Source organism: Roseibium sp. TrichSKD4, assembly GCF_000148725.1.
Classification (GTDB): Bacteria; Pseudomonadota; Alphaproteobacteria; order Rhizobiales; family Stappiaceae; genus Roseibium.
Genome location: NZ_GL476322.1, coordinates 20,691 through 34,570 on the forward strand (window position 1 = coordinate 20,691; position 13,880 = coordinate 34,570).

Genomic DNA, 13,880 nt, shown 5'->3' on the forward strand with positions numbered 1-13,880 from the left:
CTGAAAGTCTCTCCGGGAGCGGCGCGCCCAAGGGCGCGTGCCTTCCGGCACTTCGTCAACCGTGCCGACGGGTTGCAGGTATTTTGTAACCTCCGGCCATTCGCCCGCCTCTAGAGCCTTCAGGACTTCCGGTTTGGAAATCTCGAAGCTGCTCACACCGCAGCGGCGGGCCAGCGGCACCTGATCGAGAATGTAATTCCCTACGGCCCGGATATCTCCCTGATAATCGAACTGCTCACGCAAGACGCGCGCGGCGGAAAAGCCACGACCATCGGCAAAGCTGGGAAATTCAACGGCAACGATGGCAATCTCCGCGAGGTGTTCGCCGAGTGGGTAGACTTCATCGCCGGCCTTGATCAACACGCCCGTTTCGCCTTCACGAGCCGAGTAAGCAGTGGGGTTCTCCAGATAGGTGCCAATCGGGACGATCAGATTACCCGTCGCCGGAATGTCTTGCTCGTCTTCCAGAGTTAGCCATTCTTCGTCCCAAAAGGACCCGTCCTTGAAAATCTTAGCCATTTTTCGCGTCCTCTTAAGGCTCTAGCTTGTCTTGGCTGGAGCAGCGTCTTGGTTGTTTGACAGGTGGATGCCGCACTCTGTCTTGTCCTGTCCGCGCCAACGGCCGGAGCGTGGGTCTTCCCCCGGTTCAACCTTGCTTGTGCAAGGCAGACAGCCGATCGACGGGTATCCTTGCGCGACCAGCGGGTGCGGCGGCAGATCATGTTTCTTGGCATAAATCAGCACATCCTCTGACGTCCAATTTGCCAGCGGGTTCACCTTGATCCGTGCGTCTTCGCGTTCAAACAGGTTTAGGTTGGAGCGGGTTGCGCTTTGATGGCGCTTGCGGCCGGATATCCAGGCCGAAAAACCGCCAAGCGCTCGCTCAAGCGGCAAAACCTTGCGCACATGACAGCAGGCATCTGTGTCGGACATCCAGAGCATTCCGCCTGGATCCTGAGTGTCCAAATCCTGCTTTGCTGGCTGTTCGGACCGAACATTTGTCAGTCCGAGCCGCTCAACCAGTTGATCACGATAGCGCAGCGTGTCCGGAAACAGCTTACGCGTATCGACAAATAACACCGGGGTGGTCTTGTCGATTTCGGAAACCATGTGCAGCAACACCGAAGAATCAGCCCCAAAACTGGAAACCAAGGCTATTTCACCCCGGAACAGATGGGTGATGGCTGCGGTCAGTATGTCTTGTGCCGACGCCCCCTCAAACTGGTGGTTGAGCGCAGAGATTTCCGCGCTCGCACCGAGGTTTGGATCAACTGTCACACCCTGTGTGTCAGCCTGTGCCATAGAGCGCCTCCTTGAACGGTTGCTCGCCAACCCGGCGATAGGCATCAAGGAAGGTTTCATCCCCATTTGTGCGCAGGTCGAGATAGGTGTCGACCAGCTTCTCGATGGCATCGACGACTTCTTCCGAGGAGAACCCACGGCCCACGATTTCGCCGATAGAGGCGTTTTCGTTTGCCGAGCCGCCCAGCGTGACCTGATAGAACTCCTCGCCCTTCTTTTCCAGACCGAGGATGCCGATGTGGCCCACATGGTGGTGACCACAGGCGTTGATGCAGCCGGAAATCTTGATCTTGAGTTCGCCGATTTCCGCCTGCCGCTCCGGTGTGCCGAAGCGTTCCGAAATTCGCTGGGCCACCGGGATCGACCGCGCTGTTGCCAAGGCACAGTAGTCCATGCCCGGGCAAGCGATGATATCCGTGATCAGGCCCGAATTGCCTTCCGCAAAGCCTGCCACGGCCGCTTCATCATAAAGGGCTGACAAATCATCCAGCTTCACATGTGGAAGGATGACATTCTGCTCATGGCTGATGCGAATTTCATCATGGCCGAAACGCTCAGCCAACTCGGCGATTTTGTCCATCTGATCGTCGGAGGCGTCGCCCGGAATACCGCCAATCGGCTTCATGGACAGGGTCACGCTTGTGTGGCCCGACACACGGTGCGGATTGAGATTGTGCTTCAAGAAGTGCGCAAAGGCAGGGTCAGAAGCGCGGCGCGCTTCGACACGTGTCGATGTTTCCGGTAGGACTTCCAGAGGCGGCGGCGCGAAATAGGCTTCGATCCGGCGTACTTCTTCTTCCGGCAACCGCAGGACACCGTGCCGGATACGCTCAAACTCTGCCTCAATGTCTGACTTCAGCTCCTCAAGACCTGTCTTGTGAACAAGGATCTTGATGCGCGCCTTGTACTTGTTGTCCCGGCGACCATAGAGATTGTACACTCGCAGGATCGCTTCCGAATACGCCAGAAGATCTTCTTCCGGCAGGAAATCGCGAACCTTGCGGCCTATCATAGGCGTACGTCCCAAACCACCACCGACGAAGACAGTGAAGCCGACCTCTCCCGCCTCATTGCGGGTCAGTTGAAGACCGATGTCGTGGACTTGAACGGCAGCACGGTCATGTGGGGCCCCGGTTATGGCAATTTTGAACTTGCGCGGCAGGAACGAAAATTCCGGATGCAGCGAAGACCACTGGCGCAGGATTTCCGCATAAGGGCGCGGATCTGCAATCTCGTCGGCAGCCGCGCCAGCGAAATGGTCAGCCGTCACGTTGCGAATGCAGTTGCCCGATGTCTGGATCGCGTGCATCTCGACTTCGGCCAGCTCTTCCAAAATGGCCGGAGTGTCTTCCAGTTTCGGCCAGTTGAACTGGATGTTCTGGCGCGTGGTAAAGTGGCCGTAGCCTTTGTCGTAGGTGCGCGCGATATGCGCCAACTTGCGCATCTGGCGACCGTTCAACGTCCCATAGGGAATGGCAACCCGCAGCATGTAGGCGTGAAGCTGCAGGTAAAGACCGTTCATCAAACGAAGCGGTTTGAACTCGTCCTCAGAGAGTTCGCCCGCCATCCGGCGGCGGACCTGATCTTTGAACTGCTCTGTGCGTTGGCTGACAAAGCCGTGGTCGAATTCATCGTAGCGGTACATAATGGAGCGTCCTTACGCGGAAACAGCTTGGGCCTGTTTGCCCAATTCAGGATGGGTGGTCGGGCCAGCGGCGCGGATCTTTTCACGCAGACGGACAGGAACAAGCTGGCCGTCTTCTTCGATGACTGCCATCTCGTAAACGCTGACCACCTTTTGATCCTTTTCGGCCGCAGTTCCCAGAGCCCAACCCTCGGCCACCGCCTCTTTGCCATCAAAAACGCGCGCGTCAGATACGCTCTCGACCCATTCGTCGTTTAGGCCAAGCCACACGACTTCGCCGTCCAGCAGGCGATTTGCAGTGATAACCTGCATCTTGTTCTCTCCTTAAGCTGCCACGACCTGACGGGCGTCCATCACCGTCAGGGGTTCAGCAGATGTCATTGCGGCATGGCCCACAGCCTCGCCGATCACAATCAGCACGGGACCGTCGATTTCACTGCGGTCGCTCAAAGTGCTGAGGTCATAAAGGGTGCCGACAAACTGGCGCTCGCTCGGGTGCGCGGCGTTCTCGATCACCGCAACAGGTGTTTCGGCTTTCATGCCAGCTTCAATCAGGCGCTCGGAAACAGATGCAGCAACCGTGCGGCCCATATAGACGGCAATCGTCGAGCCCTTGAGTGCCAATCCAGCCCAGTTTGGCAGGGTTTCGGATTTCGCTTTGTGCCCGGTTGCAAATACCAGGGTCGATGCGACACCGCGTAGGGTCAGTGGCAACTGCGCAGAGGCGGCTGCGGCAAAGGCAGCCGTTACACCTGGCACAACTTCAAAGCCAATGCCTGCGGCGCGCAACGCGTCCATCTCTTCAGCCGCCCGACCAAATACAAGCGGGTCTCCAGCTTTCAGGCGAACGACTTTGTGACCTTCCGATCCCAGCTTCGCCAAGAGCTTGCAAATTTCTTTCTGCGGAACGGAATGTGCGCCCTTTCGCTTGCCGACAGAAATTCGCTCGGCATCGCGGCGTCCCATGGCTACCACGGAAGCTGGAACAAGTGCATCATGTACGATGACGTCGGCTTCCTGCAAAAGACGCTGTGCCCGTAAGGTCAACAAATCTTCCGCGCCGGGGCCTGCCCCCACCAGCCAAACGAAGCCGGGCTCATCGGCCATACCATTCAAAAGCCGCTGCGCCTCGGACCGAGCGACATCCGCCCTTCCCGCATAGAGATTGGTCGCCACAGACCCGGAGAAAAAACGGGCCCAGAACCGCCGACGTGTTGCACCATCTGGAATAAACCGAGCAGCCGCGTCGCGAAAGCTCTCCGCCAGACGGGCCAGATCACCCGTGGACCGCGGCAACATTGTCTCAATTTTCGCACGGATATGACGTGCCAAAACCGGCCCCACACCTGTTGACGTGATTGCAACTGCAATTGGTGCCCGGTTGACCAAAGCGCCGGTGTAGAAGTCGCACATTTCAGGCTTGTCGACTGCGTTGACCGGCACACCCATGATCCGGGCCGCATCGACAACAGCCTTGTCCAGCGCCCAATCTTCGCGCGCGCTGAAAACCATCGCCGCATCATTTATTAGTCCCAGTCGAAAATCTTCGGCCACGTGCACAGCGCCCACCGCCTTAATGGCTGCATCAAGGTCGGCGTCAATTTCGCGGGATATCACTTCGATGCATGCGTTGGTTTCCCCAAGTAAACGGACTTTGGCAGCGGCTTCACCACCATGACCAACGACGAGCACACGGCGTCCGGCAACCTTCATGAAGGCCGGGAACACGTCCAGCTTGTTCTTTTGCTGCTTTTCTGCGCCACGCGCCATGGCTCACTCTCCGCCCCGGTCTTTGTCACGACCCAATTTAAGGAGCGGAGAGCCAGTAAGCCGGGCACCAGTTTTCAAAGGCAGACGCGAGAGGGAAATAGTTTTCCAATCGCGCGGAACTAGCTCTCACAAGAGTCTAATGCGCGCGAACACCGTCGGTTTGTGCGAAAGAAGAAGAAGGGCCGGGTCACCTTGACCCGGCCCCTTTTTTACAAGTTGGCCGCCAGCTTGTCTGCGGGAGCCGCCGCGAGCTCTCCGGCGACGGTTTCTGCTGCCTCCAGAGCCCCTTCAAGGAACCCTCCGAACGTGCGGGCCGTTTCGGTGGAGCCAAAGATTACTTTGCCCGACCACAGATCCCGCAAGGGGGGTGGCAAGCCATAGGCTGGATGAAACCTCAGCGGCGCCTTGTCTCGTTCCGTTGCCGTTCTGGGCTCTTGCGCCCAATCTCGCATCAACAGCGCTTTTGGATTGGCCATCTCGGGCCCAAACAGGGCAACGAGCTGTTGCAGCGCATAGTCCAGAACCTGATCGGCATGCTCAGCACGAACACTTGCCGCAACACCGACAAAGCCAAACAAGCCATATGGTCCACCTTCTACCGGAGACGCATCGTGGATCTCGACCATTGGTCCGCACATGCTCATGGCATCGCCTGAATATCCTGCGTCCCGCCAGTAGGGACGGTCATAGACCGCCACGATCTTCGCCTGCCCTGCCATCCATGTGGGGATAGCGGTGAGAGCCTCTCCAACTGCATCCGGCAGGGCAGGGCTGAAAGTGACGCTTTCAGCAATGACACGCGGCGGAACTGCCAGCACGATACGCCGGGCCTTGATGAGCTGATTTCCTGCCTTGGCCACAATACCGTCGCTCTCTTCCTCGACATGCACGAGCGGCGAGTGAAACAGAACCCTCTCTTCCGGCAACTCCTTCAGATAGGCCTCTACTAAATGCCCCACTCCACCACTGATGCGCAGCGAACCTTGCATGGAAGCATAGCCGCGATTGGCCTGAACTTCCCCTGACTGATCCTGAAACAGAAGGGCGCCTTGCGAATATTGCTCGAACACGGTGAGCCCGAATCTGCTGGTTGCTGCCTCAATGCGCGGCTGGCCGGGCCAAAACCACGCGGGCCCCAGATCGAAATTCTCTCCCACTAGTTCATGAGACAGAATTCGCCCACCGGGCCTTTCCAACGCCTCCACCAGCATCCAGTCCCTGCCTTGCTGCTCAAGGAGGTCGGCAAGGGCAAGGCCAGCCAAACCGGCCCCGACAATCAGAATATCCGTCTTCATCAGAAACTCTCCCCCATTGGCCGCAGGTCCATTTCGAACGTCCATGCGGACTTGGGTTGGTTGGCAAGGGCCAGATACGCCTCGGCCACATCATCCAGCTTCAGCATGCGATCTGGGGACATGTCATGGAGATCGCGGCTGGCCGCCGTATCCAGAATTCCATCCAGAATAACATGTCCGACATGAACACCCTTTGGTCCATATTCCTTGGCAAGGGACTGTGTGAGCGCCCGAAGTCCAGCTTTTGCGGAGGCAAAGGCGCCAAACCCTGCCCCGCCCCTCAAACTTGCGGTCGCTCCGGAAACCAGAAACGCTCCCTCGCCCGCATCTGCCATCATAGGCAGAACGGCTTTGCCGAGATTGACGGCAGAGAGCACCATCGACCGCCAGGTTACCTCGAACGCCGCGATGGAAGTGTCTTCAAACCGGGACATGACAAGTTTAGCCGGATTATGGATCACCGCACGAGGAACACCATGCTCCGATGCAAGGCTATTGACCGCAGCCTTGACGCGATCACCCTCGGTAAGATCGCAGGGCAATACTGCGCTTTCGCCCGCAATTGCGGATCGGTTCAGCCCCACAGCTGTGTAGCCCCTCGCCTCAAGTACCTTGACGAGATGCAGCCCGAGACCCGGGCCGCTTCCCGCTACGATTGCCAATGGTTGTTCACTCATGGATTCTCTCCCTAGAGACCCGCGGGGTTTGCGATACCTAACTGTGCCACTCCGATCAGCGGTTCATCAGGATCTCGAAACGGTCCTCGACAAGCAGGGCCTGACCGTTGGCCTGCACCCTCCAGACTTCGCGGGTGATTATCCCGAAAGCCTTGTTCATGCGCCAACCGGATGAAATGATGCCGGTTGTTTCATCGGCAATCTCAAGCTTCGGCAGGATGTAGGTCACGTCCGCAAAACCCATTGCGATGATATTCTGCCAAAAGCCTTCAATCTCGGCACGCCCGGTGAAGGTGCCAAAGGGCTTGGCCTCCATCACTGCGTCCTCGGTATATTGTCTGGCTGCAGAGTTCGCGTCGCCACTATTGAAGGCGGCAATCCATGCAGTGGAGGCTGCAGTGACTGCCTTTTCCACCCGAGCGACCTGATTTTCGTCCAGATTGCGGCCTTCGGATACAACAACAAGGAGGTCATCGGCCCTGACATCAAGCGGCAGCGTAAGAACAAGTGCGACCAAAGCAACACGCGCCCAGTTTTCAAAATGACCGAACATAGCAGTCTCCCTTTCACTGAAATCTTTCTGGAATTTGCCCGCCCGACCGCGGAGGTCAGCGCCGGGCGGAGCAAATCGGTCAGCCTGCGAGAACATCCCGTAGGACAACTGCCAGAGGAGGAGCAGAAGCTGGGCTCTGACCAGTCATCAATGCACCATCGACGACCACGTTTGCTTCCCAATTTGCCTTGCTGATATAGTTGGCGCCGCGGCGCTTCAGTTCGTCTTCCAGCGAGAACAGCAAGTGATGAAGCAGTTCGATTTCCGTATCTTCATCGTTCTTGAACCCGGTCAGCTTCACACCTTCCACGAGATAGGTGCCATCCGACTTCTTCACATCGCGTAGGATCGCCGGGGCATGACAGACCATCGCGACCGGGCGATTGCTTTCGTAGAAATCGCGAATCATCTTGATGGTGTAGCTGTCGACCGCTAGATCCCACAGAAGGCCATAACCACCCGGCACGAACAGGGCGTCGAAGGTCGAGTAGTCAATCTCGCGCAGCTTGCGGGTGTTGCTGGCTGCAAAGAGCGCCACCGGATCATTCAGGAAGCGGGCCGTGTTTTCTGTGGTGAATGGCGCTTTCATGGAAAGGAAGTCGTCTTCGCTTCCCCACCCTTTGGCGAAGCGAAGACGACTTCGTATCCAGCTTCGGTTAGGATGTAATAAGGGGTTGCAACTTCTTCAAACCAGGTGCCTGTCTGCTTGCCGCTGATACCCATTTCATCAACGGATGACATCACGAGCAGAACGCGCTTTTGCTTGTTTCCTGTAGCCATAAGAGTGGTTCCATTTCCTGTTGTTGTGTCCGACGCAAGGGTGACCAGCGGCGACAGGGCAACACCTGCTGCGGCTGCGGTTGCCGTTCCCATAAACGTCCGACGTGTAGTTCCGAGTGCCATCTCACCCTCCATAAACTCCCAACCTATTAGTTGGTAGAATTTATATGCTTACTTTTGCCCGTTGCGTCAAGTACCGTCATAAAACAAAAAGCTCAGGCCGGATTGTTTGGGAACTCGGAAATGGAAAAAGCCGCTGCTTCCTGCGGCTGTACGCCACTCACATGGGCCAATATTCGGAACTGGAACTACTCACAAGCAGCATGCCATTGAGGGGGAACATAAGCTAATCGACTGATACCCCCCCGACCTTGCGGAAGTTAAACCACTCAGATCGACCAGTCGATGTCTGGTGCAATCGGTATGATACCAAGCGGATTTCGCTTGGGGGATTGGGAAAAATACCCCTTCCGATAGATGTCGAACTTCACGGTCTCGGCAATGCCGGGCAGCGCATAAAAGCGCCGAGCGAAAGGCCAGAGGTTCGGATAGTCCTGAATACGGCGGCGCATACACTTGAACGCGCTGTAATAGGCAACATCAAAGCGAGCAAGCGTTGGAAACAGGCGGATGTCTGCTTCTGTCAGGTCATCACCCGTGAGGTAAGGCTTGTTCTCAAGCGCTGCCTCGATCGTATCTAGCGTCTCGAAAACACTAGATACGGCAGCATCATAGGCCGGCTGGCTTTCTGCAAATCCCGCCTGGTACACACCGTTGTTGAGCTTGGTATGAATGAGAGCATTCCAAGCATCGATATCCTTCGCCAGTTCGGCGGGATAAAGATCCCTCGGGCGCTCGGCCAAATGAGCAAAAGCCGGTGGCAACATCCGAACCAGATCCGCTGACTCATTAGAAATCAGCGCGCCGGTTTTGGTGTCCACAAGGAGCGGCACCGTCACGCGGCCAGTATAGTCGGCTTGGCCAGCTGCATAGACCTCATGAAGTGCTCTGCGCTCGGTTAGCTGATCGATATATCCGTTTTCAGGATCAAACACCCAACCGTCTTCTGTCCGTTTGGGCGCAACAAGGGAAACCGGCAAAACCTCCTGTAATCCCAAGAGCGCCCGGGTGAGCAACACCCGGTGCGCCCAGGGACAATTCCAGGCGGCATAGAGATGATAGCGGCCGGGGGTTACGTCCTCAGGCTCAAGACCACCGCGCAGAACGCTGGGCGTCCGGGTCCACTCCCCCGACTTGGAAATGGACCCAGCCTGCTCATCCGTAACCCACTGGCCATCTATCAACTGTCCCATGCTTACCCTCTCAACCGGTGATGCAGAATGATCGGCACCGCCAGCTCCTCTTCGTCACTCAAATGTCGCTCCAGAAAGGCCTCAATTGCCTGAGACGTCTCGTGGACCTTTGCGACCTCTTACCGTGCTGTCTTTTCATCCAGATGGAAGAGTTTGAGTGTACGATTTGCGACATCAGTGAACTCATGTAGCACCTTGTCCAGCGCTTCATGATCCGTTTCAAGGATCTCCAGCCCCCGATCAAACCGCGGATCTGCTGCGGAGAGTTCCGGAAAATAGGAATGATCCTCAAAATAGTGGTGACCATGAAGGTTCCGCACAAGAGCATTGCCATAGTAGGATAAACGTCCGGCGTAATCCTGCGCATCCCGCCCCTTGCCGAGATACAGCTCGGTGTCGGTGCGGACCAACTCTGCCAGTTGCCGGAACATCTGGTGTGCTCCCAACCAGTTCTTGGTTTTTTCCTTAAAGCCCGGATGGGCATCCCAGCTCTCGCGGGGGTACTCGTTCAGCAAAACCCGCATGCTTTCAGGCATCGGATTGGTCCGGATATCAAAACGGTCGAACATGCCGCCTCCTTTCGGAGGGGAATGTGGGCATGTCTTAGGAGATTTACAGTGTTGAGAGTGCAGATCTGACATGCGCAAAACGCGCCGAAAAACAACTTAAGTATTCTTTTATTTCTGAATAATAAACCTAATAAGCTCTATTAACCCAATAGAAGCAGGGATCCACATAGTCCATAAATCGAAATATATCATCGGCCAACGACGTACAAAAGGGTATATAAAAGGCATTATGGGTACATTATAAACTCAGGGCAGCGGCCCATCAGTTTCCGCTTTTAACATCTTCCGCAGACTCCAGCCCGAATACATTGGCGGAAGTAATCCGGTAAACGCCAATACCTTCATGCCCGAAAATTCAGCAATTGCTATGCATAACATTCCGCCAATCATACCCCCACCGAGAAAGACAATGCCATCCAAAATCTCTCGTTTACTTGGCATCTCAATCAAGAAAAAACCAATTTTCTTCCTCTTTTTGTAAAACGGCGGGAACCCTATGTATACTTGATAGGAGAGGATCAGGTATAAGATGGAAGCGTAAACAACCCACATACCCGACCTCCCCCTTATCAACTAATGAATGCCTATTACTTTGCCATTAAAGCAAGGCAGGCTACTTCATGGATTGAAGAACGGACACATAGTTGGCGACTGCTGCGCCACCCATGTTGAAGATGCCGCCGATTTCTGCGTTTTTGACCTGAATATCACCGGCTTCACCGGCAAGCTGCATGGCGGTCATGACGTGCATCGATACCCCGGTCGCCCCGATCGGGTGCCCCTTGGCCTTGAGGCCGCCGGACGGATTGACCGGCAGTTTGCCATCCATCTCGGTCCAGCCTTCAAGAATGGCGCGCGCACCCTCGCCTTCCTTGGTGAGGCCCATCGCTTCGTATTCGATCAGCTCAGCAATGGTGAAACAGTCGTGTGTTTCAACAAAGGACAAATCCTCCAGCGCCATGCCAGCCTCGCCCAGCGCTTCCCCCCACGCCTTCGAACATCCTTCAAATTTAAGAATGTCGCGCTTCGACATGGGCAGGAAGTCCTGAACATGAGATGTGGCGCGGAAGGCAATTGCCTTTTTCATGCCCAAGGCCGTGGCTGGGTCAGTCAGAACCATCGCTGCTGCGCCATCGGACACGAGTGAACAATCCGTACGCTTCAGTGGTCCGGCGACATATGGGTTCCTTTCACTTTCAGCCCGGCAGAAATCGAAACCGAGGTCTTTACGCATTTGAGCAAAAGGATTGCCAACGCCGTTCTTATGGTTCTTGGCTGCAATTTTCGCCAAGGCATCGGACTGGTCACCGTATTTCTGAAAGTACGAATCCGCGATTTTGCCGAATACACCTGCAAATCCGGCGGGAATGTCGCCCTCTTCCTTCAAGTATGAGGCTTTCAGGAGATTCTTGCCGATCTCCGGCCCAGGTGTCGTGGTCATCTGCTCAACACCAACCACTAACACGACACGGGCATCGCCTGACGCAATGGCCCGAACACCCTGATGCACGGCAGCCGATCCCGTTGCGCAGGCATTTTCAACACGAGTTGCAGGTGTAAAGCGAAGAGCTGGGTCCGCTTGAAGGACGAGCGAGGCTGTGAAGTCCTGTGCGGAGAAGCCAGCATTGAAATGCCCGAACAGGATTTCATCCACGTCTTCCGCAGCGATGCCTGCATCTTCAAGCGCAGCACTTGCGGCTTTGACAACAAGGCTTTCGACCGTTTCGTCCGCATGCTTGCCAAAAGGCAAATGCGCCCAACCAACCATTGCAGCTGTCATTCTGACATCTCCCCGATTTTTCCTCAAATTTCCATCAGCCCAAGTCTACTCAAACTTGAATATCATCGTTCGGTTCGGAGAGTTTCATTTTGTTTGCGCGCCCGCGAGCTCTTTTTTGACGGGAACGTCAATCATATTAGATTAATTGTTTTAATACATATACTTATATTTATTGAGGAGATGTAACACATGCAAACACAGCTGTTTTCGGAAGCGCACAAAATTACCTAAGGTCACAAAATCGTCATCTTCATGTGAGAACTTACAGGGGTCGATAAAGTTGTTTTTTCGACCTTTTTTAGATTTTGTGGCCAGCACGTTTAACGACGTGTTGGCCATTTTCTTTTTGAACCGATCTATTTGCTGACCTCCTCACGGCAGCCGCTTGACCATGACCAAACAAACCGGTAGCGCTAGATCCAAAGCGCTTTGAAGGCGTGGTTTTCATAAGTAAAGAGACTGGCATGACTGACCTATCCCTGCAGGACGATCAATCGGCACCAATTATTTTGAATGCCCCAGACCCGGACTGGTGGCGTGGAGCGGTCATCTATCAGATCTATCCGCGCTCCTTTCAGGACAGCAATGGCGATGGCATTGGGGATCTGAAAGGCATCCTGCAGCGCATGGATTATATTGCCGACCTGGGTGTTGATGCCATTTGGCTGTCGCCGTTCTTTACATCACCCATGAAAGACTTCGGCTATGATGTTGCCGACTTTGAAGATGTCGATCCGATGTTCGGGACATTGGCAGATTTTAACCTTCTTATTGATGCAGCCCGTACCCGCGGCTTGAAGGTTTTGATTGATCTGGTGATCTCACATTCGTCCGACATGCACCCGTGGTTCGTTGAAAGCCGTTCCTCAAAAGACAATGCAAAGTCCAATTGGTATGTTTGGGCGGATGCGAAAGCGGATGGCTCTCCTCCCAACAACTGGCTGTCACTCTTTGGCGGCTCGGCCTGGGAATGGGACGCCACTCGGCGGCAGTATTATCTGCACAACTTTTTGGCCAGCCAACCGGATCTCAATTTTCATAATCCTGATGTACAAGGCGCCGTATTGTCAGCTGCAAGGTTCTGGCTCGATCGGGGTGTGAGCGGGTTTCGGCTCGATACAGTGAATTTCTATTTCCATGACCGAGAGCTTCGCGATAATCCTCCACATATCGGCGGCGTTGAACCGACCACAGTCAAAGCGGACAATCCGTACGCGCTTCAAAACCATCTTTATGACAAGTCACAACCGGAAAACTTAGAGTTTCTGGAGCGCTTGCGAGCCCTCTTGGACGAATATCCCGGCACGACGTCCGTCGGCGAAATTGGCGACGATGGCCGCGCCATTGAACTAACGAGTGCTTACACTGAAGTGGGTAAGCGCCTTCACATGGCCTATAGTTTTGATCTGCTGACGCCCCATCATTCCTCCTCTTATATTCGGCATTCATTGGAAAAAATGGAAGCCGGCCTCGGCTCCGGTTGGCCAAGTTGGGCATTGTCAAATCATGATGTGGTTCGAGTGGTCACACGATGGGGAGAAAACTATCCACCGGAAGACTTTGCCCCCCTCGCCATTGCCCTTCTTGTAAGCCTTAGGGGAACCGCTTGCCTTTATCAGGGTGAAGAACTGGGCTTACCAGAAGCAGAGGTTCCCTTTGAACAGCTCCAAGATCCGTATGGCATTCGCTTCTGGCCAAAATTCAAAGGCCGCGATGGGTGTCGAACTCCAATGCCGTGGACGAGTTCAGCACCAAACGCGGGGTTCTCAGGCGGGTCGCCCTGGCTTCCCGTACCTAGTGGTAACTTGAAGCAATCGGTTGAGGCTCAGTCCGGACAGGATCAGACTGTACTTGAAAAGACTCGTCGCTTCTTGCAGTGGCGCAAGGCACATCCGGCCTTCGCCAAGGGAGACTTCTCCCTACTCGATAGTCCGGATGGAACAGTGGTTTTCACTCGCTCAATGGGTGAAGAAACTGTGCTCTGTGCATTCAACCTGACCAGCACCGCCATCAACATCAATTTGTCAGACTTCGCGGCAAAGGACCTGAGCGCTCCGGGCTTCACTTCGTCTTGGTCTGACGGTGTTTTGCAGCTTCCTGGTTTGCAGGCCGGTTTTGCCAAAGTGGATTGATCTGCTGGCGAACAATCCTTGCAGAGCTTTGACGTAAGCCGTTCGGAAGGTCTCCCCCAGCTGT

15 protein-coding genes are annotated in these 13,880 nt (G+C 55.2%); 1 reads left to right on the forward strand and 14 read right to left on the reverse strand.

The features are described 5' to 3' along the window. The 14 genes from TRICHSKD4_RS29970 to TRICHSKD4_RS27395 all read right to left on the reverse strand — a co-directional run. A partial coding sequence (locus TRICHSKD4_RS29970) for a DUF934 domain-containing protein (RefSeq protein WP_083782907.1) occupies window positions 1-519 on the reverse strand: 519 nt, incomplete at its 3' end. Window positions 520-540: 21 nt separating this feature from the next. Continuing rightward, window positions 541-1,302 (reverse strand): phosphoadenylyl-sulfate reductase, encoded by a 762-nt coding sequence (locus TRICHSKD4_RS27340; RefSeq protein ID WP_009469732.1) that lies wholly within the window; start codon window positions 1,300-1,302, stop codon window positions 541-543. Next, on the reverse strand, window positions 1,289-2,947 hold the full coding sequence (locus TRICHSKD4_RS27345) for a nitrite/sulfite reductase (protein WP_009469733.1): 1,659 nt from the start codon (window positions 2,945-2,947) through the stop codon (window positions 1,289-1,291). The genes TRICHSKD4_RS27340 and TRICHSKD4_RS27345 overlap by 14 nt, the downstream gene beginning before the upstream one ends. A 12-nt stretch (window positions 2,948-2,959) precedes the next feature. Further along, window positions 2,960-3,259 (reverse strand): DUF2849 domain-containing protein, encoded by a 300-nt coding sequence (locus TRICHSKD4_RS27350; protein ID WP_009469734.1) that lies wholly within the window; start codon window positions 3,257-3,259, stop codon window positions 2,960-2,962. A 12-nt stretch (window positions 3,260-3,271) separates the two neighbouring features. After that, window positions 3,272-4,717, reverse strand: coding sequence for a siroheme synthase CysG (gene cysG, locus TRICHSKD4_RS27355; protein ID WP_009469735.1), 1,446 nt, complete (start codon window positions 4,715-4,717; stop codon window positions 3,272-3,274). A 209-nt stretch (window positions 4,718-4,926) separates the two neighbouring features. Continuing rightward, entirely contained in the window at window positions 4,927-6,012 is a 1,086-nt protein-coding gene (locus TRICHSKD4_RS27360; protein ID WP_009469736.1) for an FAD-dependent oxidoreductase, read from the reverse strand. After that, on the reverse strand, window positions 6,012-6,689 hold the full coding sequence (locus tag TRICHSKD4_RS27365; protein WP_009469737.1) for an SDR family oxidoreductase: 678 nt from the start codon (window positions 6,687-6,689) through the stop codon (window positions 6,012-6,014). The genes TRICHSKD4_RS27360 and TRICHSKD4_RS27365 overlap by 1 nt, the downstream gene beginning before the upstream one ends. A 55-nt stretch (window positions 6,690-6,744) precedes the next feature. Then, the gene (locus TRICHSKD4_RS27370) at window positions 6,745-7,242 is read right to left on the reverse strand and encodes a nuclear transport factor 2 family protein (RefSeq protein ID WP_009469738.1); all 498 of its coding nucleotides are present in this window, start codon (window positions 7,240-7,242) and stop codon (window positions 6,745-6,747) included. 79 nt (window positions 7,243-7,321) lie between these two features. Continuing rightward, window positions 7,322-7,831 (reverse strand): type 1 glutamine amidotransferase domain-containing protein, encoded by a 510-nt coding sequence (locus TRICHSKD4_RS27375; RefSeq protein WP_009469739.1) that lies wholly within the window; start codon window positions 7,829-7,831, stop codon window positions 7,322-7,324. Further along, window positions 7,828-8,145 (reverse strand): twin-arginine translocation signal domain-containing protein, encoded by a 318-nt coding sequence (locus TRICHSKD4_RS31970; RefSeq protein ID WP_009469740.1) that lies wholly within the window; start codon window positions 8,143-8,145, stop codon window positions 7,828-7,830. Before TRICHSKD4_RS31970 ends, TRICHSKD4_RS27375 begins: the two co-directional genes overlap by 4 nt. A 266-nt stretch (window positions 8,146-8,411) precedes the next feature. Continuing rightward, the gene (locus TRICHSKD4_RS27380; RefSeq protein WP_009469741.1) at window positions 8,412-9,335 is read right to left on the reverse strand and encodes a glutathione S-transferase family protein; all 924 of its coding nucleotides are present in this window, start codon (window positions 9,333-9,335) and stop codon (window positions 8,412-8,414) included. Window positions 9,336-9,454: 119 nt separating this feature from the next. Further along, the gene (locus tag TRICHSKD4_RS27385) at window positions 9,455-9,904 is read right to left on the reverse strand and encodes a hemerythrin domain-containing protein (RefSeq protein ID WP_009469742.1); all 450 of its coding nucleotides are present in this window, start codon (window positions 9,902-9,904) and stop codon (window positions 9,455-9,457) included. 246 nt (window positions 9,905-10,150) lie between these two features. Beyond that, window positions 10,151-10,456 carry a hypothetical protein gene (locus TRICHSKD4_RS27390; RefSeq protein WP_009469743.1) on the reverse strand — a complete coding sequence of 102 codons (306 nt, stop codon included), beginning with the start codon at window positions 10,454-10,456 and terminating at the stop codon, window positions 10,151-10,153. A 61-nt stretch (window positions 10,457-10,517) separates the two neighbouring features. After that, window positions 10,518-11,684 (reverse strand): acetyl-CoA acetyltransferase, encoded by a 1,167-nt coding sequence (locus TRICHSKD4_RS27395; RefSeq protein ID WP_009469744.1) that lies wholly within the window; start codon window positions 11,682-11,684, stop codon window positions 10,518-10,520. 464 nt (window positions 11,685-12,148) lie between these two features. Between TRICHSKD4_RS27395 and TRICHSKD4_RS27400 the strand changes: the two genes are divergently transcribed. Next, window positions 12,149-13,816 carry an alpha-glucosidase family protein gene (locus TRICHSKD4_RS27400; protein WP_009469746.1) on the forward strand — a complete coding sequence of 556 codons (1,668 nt, stop codon included), beginning with the start codon at window positions 12,149-12,151 and terminating at the stop codon, window positions 13,814-13,816. Window positions 13,817-13,880 lie beyond the last annotated feature (64 nt).

Coding starts and splice junctions, on each gene's coding strand:
- TRICHSKD4_RS27360 (WP_009469736.1), bottom strand. CDS start 6,012: ATGAAGACGGATATTCTGATTGTCGGGGCCGGTTTGGCTGGCCTTGCC.
- TRICHSKD4_RS27370 (WP_009469738.1), bottom strand. CDS start 7,242: ATGTTCGGTCATTTTGAAAACTGGGCGCGTGTTGCTTTGGTCGCACTT.
- TRICHSKD4_RS27340 (WP_009469732.1), bottom strand. CDS start 1,302: ATGGCACAGGCTGACACACAGGGTGTGACAGTTGATCCAAACCTCGGT.
- TRICHSKD4_RS27365 (WP_009469737.1), bottom strand. CDS start 6,689: ATGAGTGAACAACCATTGGCAATCGTAGCGGGAAGCGGCCCGGGTCTC.
- cysG (WP_009469735.1), bottom strand. CDS start 4,717: ATGGCGCGTGGCGCAGAAAAGCAGCAAAAGAACAAGCTGGACGTGTTC.
- TRICHSKD4_RS27380 (WP_009469741.1), bottom strand. CDS start 9,335: ATGGGACAGTTGATAGATGGCCAGTGGGTTACGGATGAGCAGGCTGGG.
- TRICHSKD4_RS31970 (WP_009469740.1), bottom strand. CDS start 8,145: ATGGCACTCGGAACTACACGTCGGACGTTTATGGGAACGGCAACCGCA.
- TRICHSKD4_RS27395 (WP_009469744.1), bottom strand. CDS start 11,684: ATGACAGCTGCAATGGTTGGTTGGGCGCATTTGCCTTTTGGCAAGCAT.
- TRICHSKD4_RS27400 (WP_009469746.1), top strand. CDS start 12,149: ATGACTGACCTATCCCTGCAGGACGATCAATCGGCACCAATTATTTTG.
- TRICHSKD4_RS27390 (WP_009469743.1), bottom strand. CDS start 10,456: ATGTGGGTTGTTTACGCTTCCATCTTATACCTGATCCTCTCCTATCAA.
- TRICHSKD4_RS27375 (WP_009469739.1), bottom strand. CDS start 7,831: ATGAAAGCGCCATTCACCACAGAAAACACGGCCCGCTTCCTGAATGAT.
- TRICHSKD4_RS27350 (WP_009469734.1), bottom strand. CDS start 3,259: ATGCAGGTTATCACTGCAAATCGCCTGCTGGACGGCGAAGTCGTGTGG.
- TRICHSKD4_RS27385 (WP_009469742.1), bottom strand. CDS start 9,904: ATGTTCGACCGTTTTGATATCCGGACCAATCCGATGCCTGAAAGCATG.
- TRICHSKD4_RS27345 (WP_009469733.1), bottom strand. CDS start 2,947: ATGTACCGCTACGATGAATTCGACCACGGCTTTGTCAGCCAACGCACA.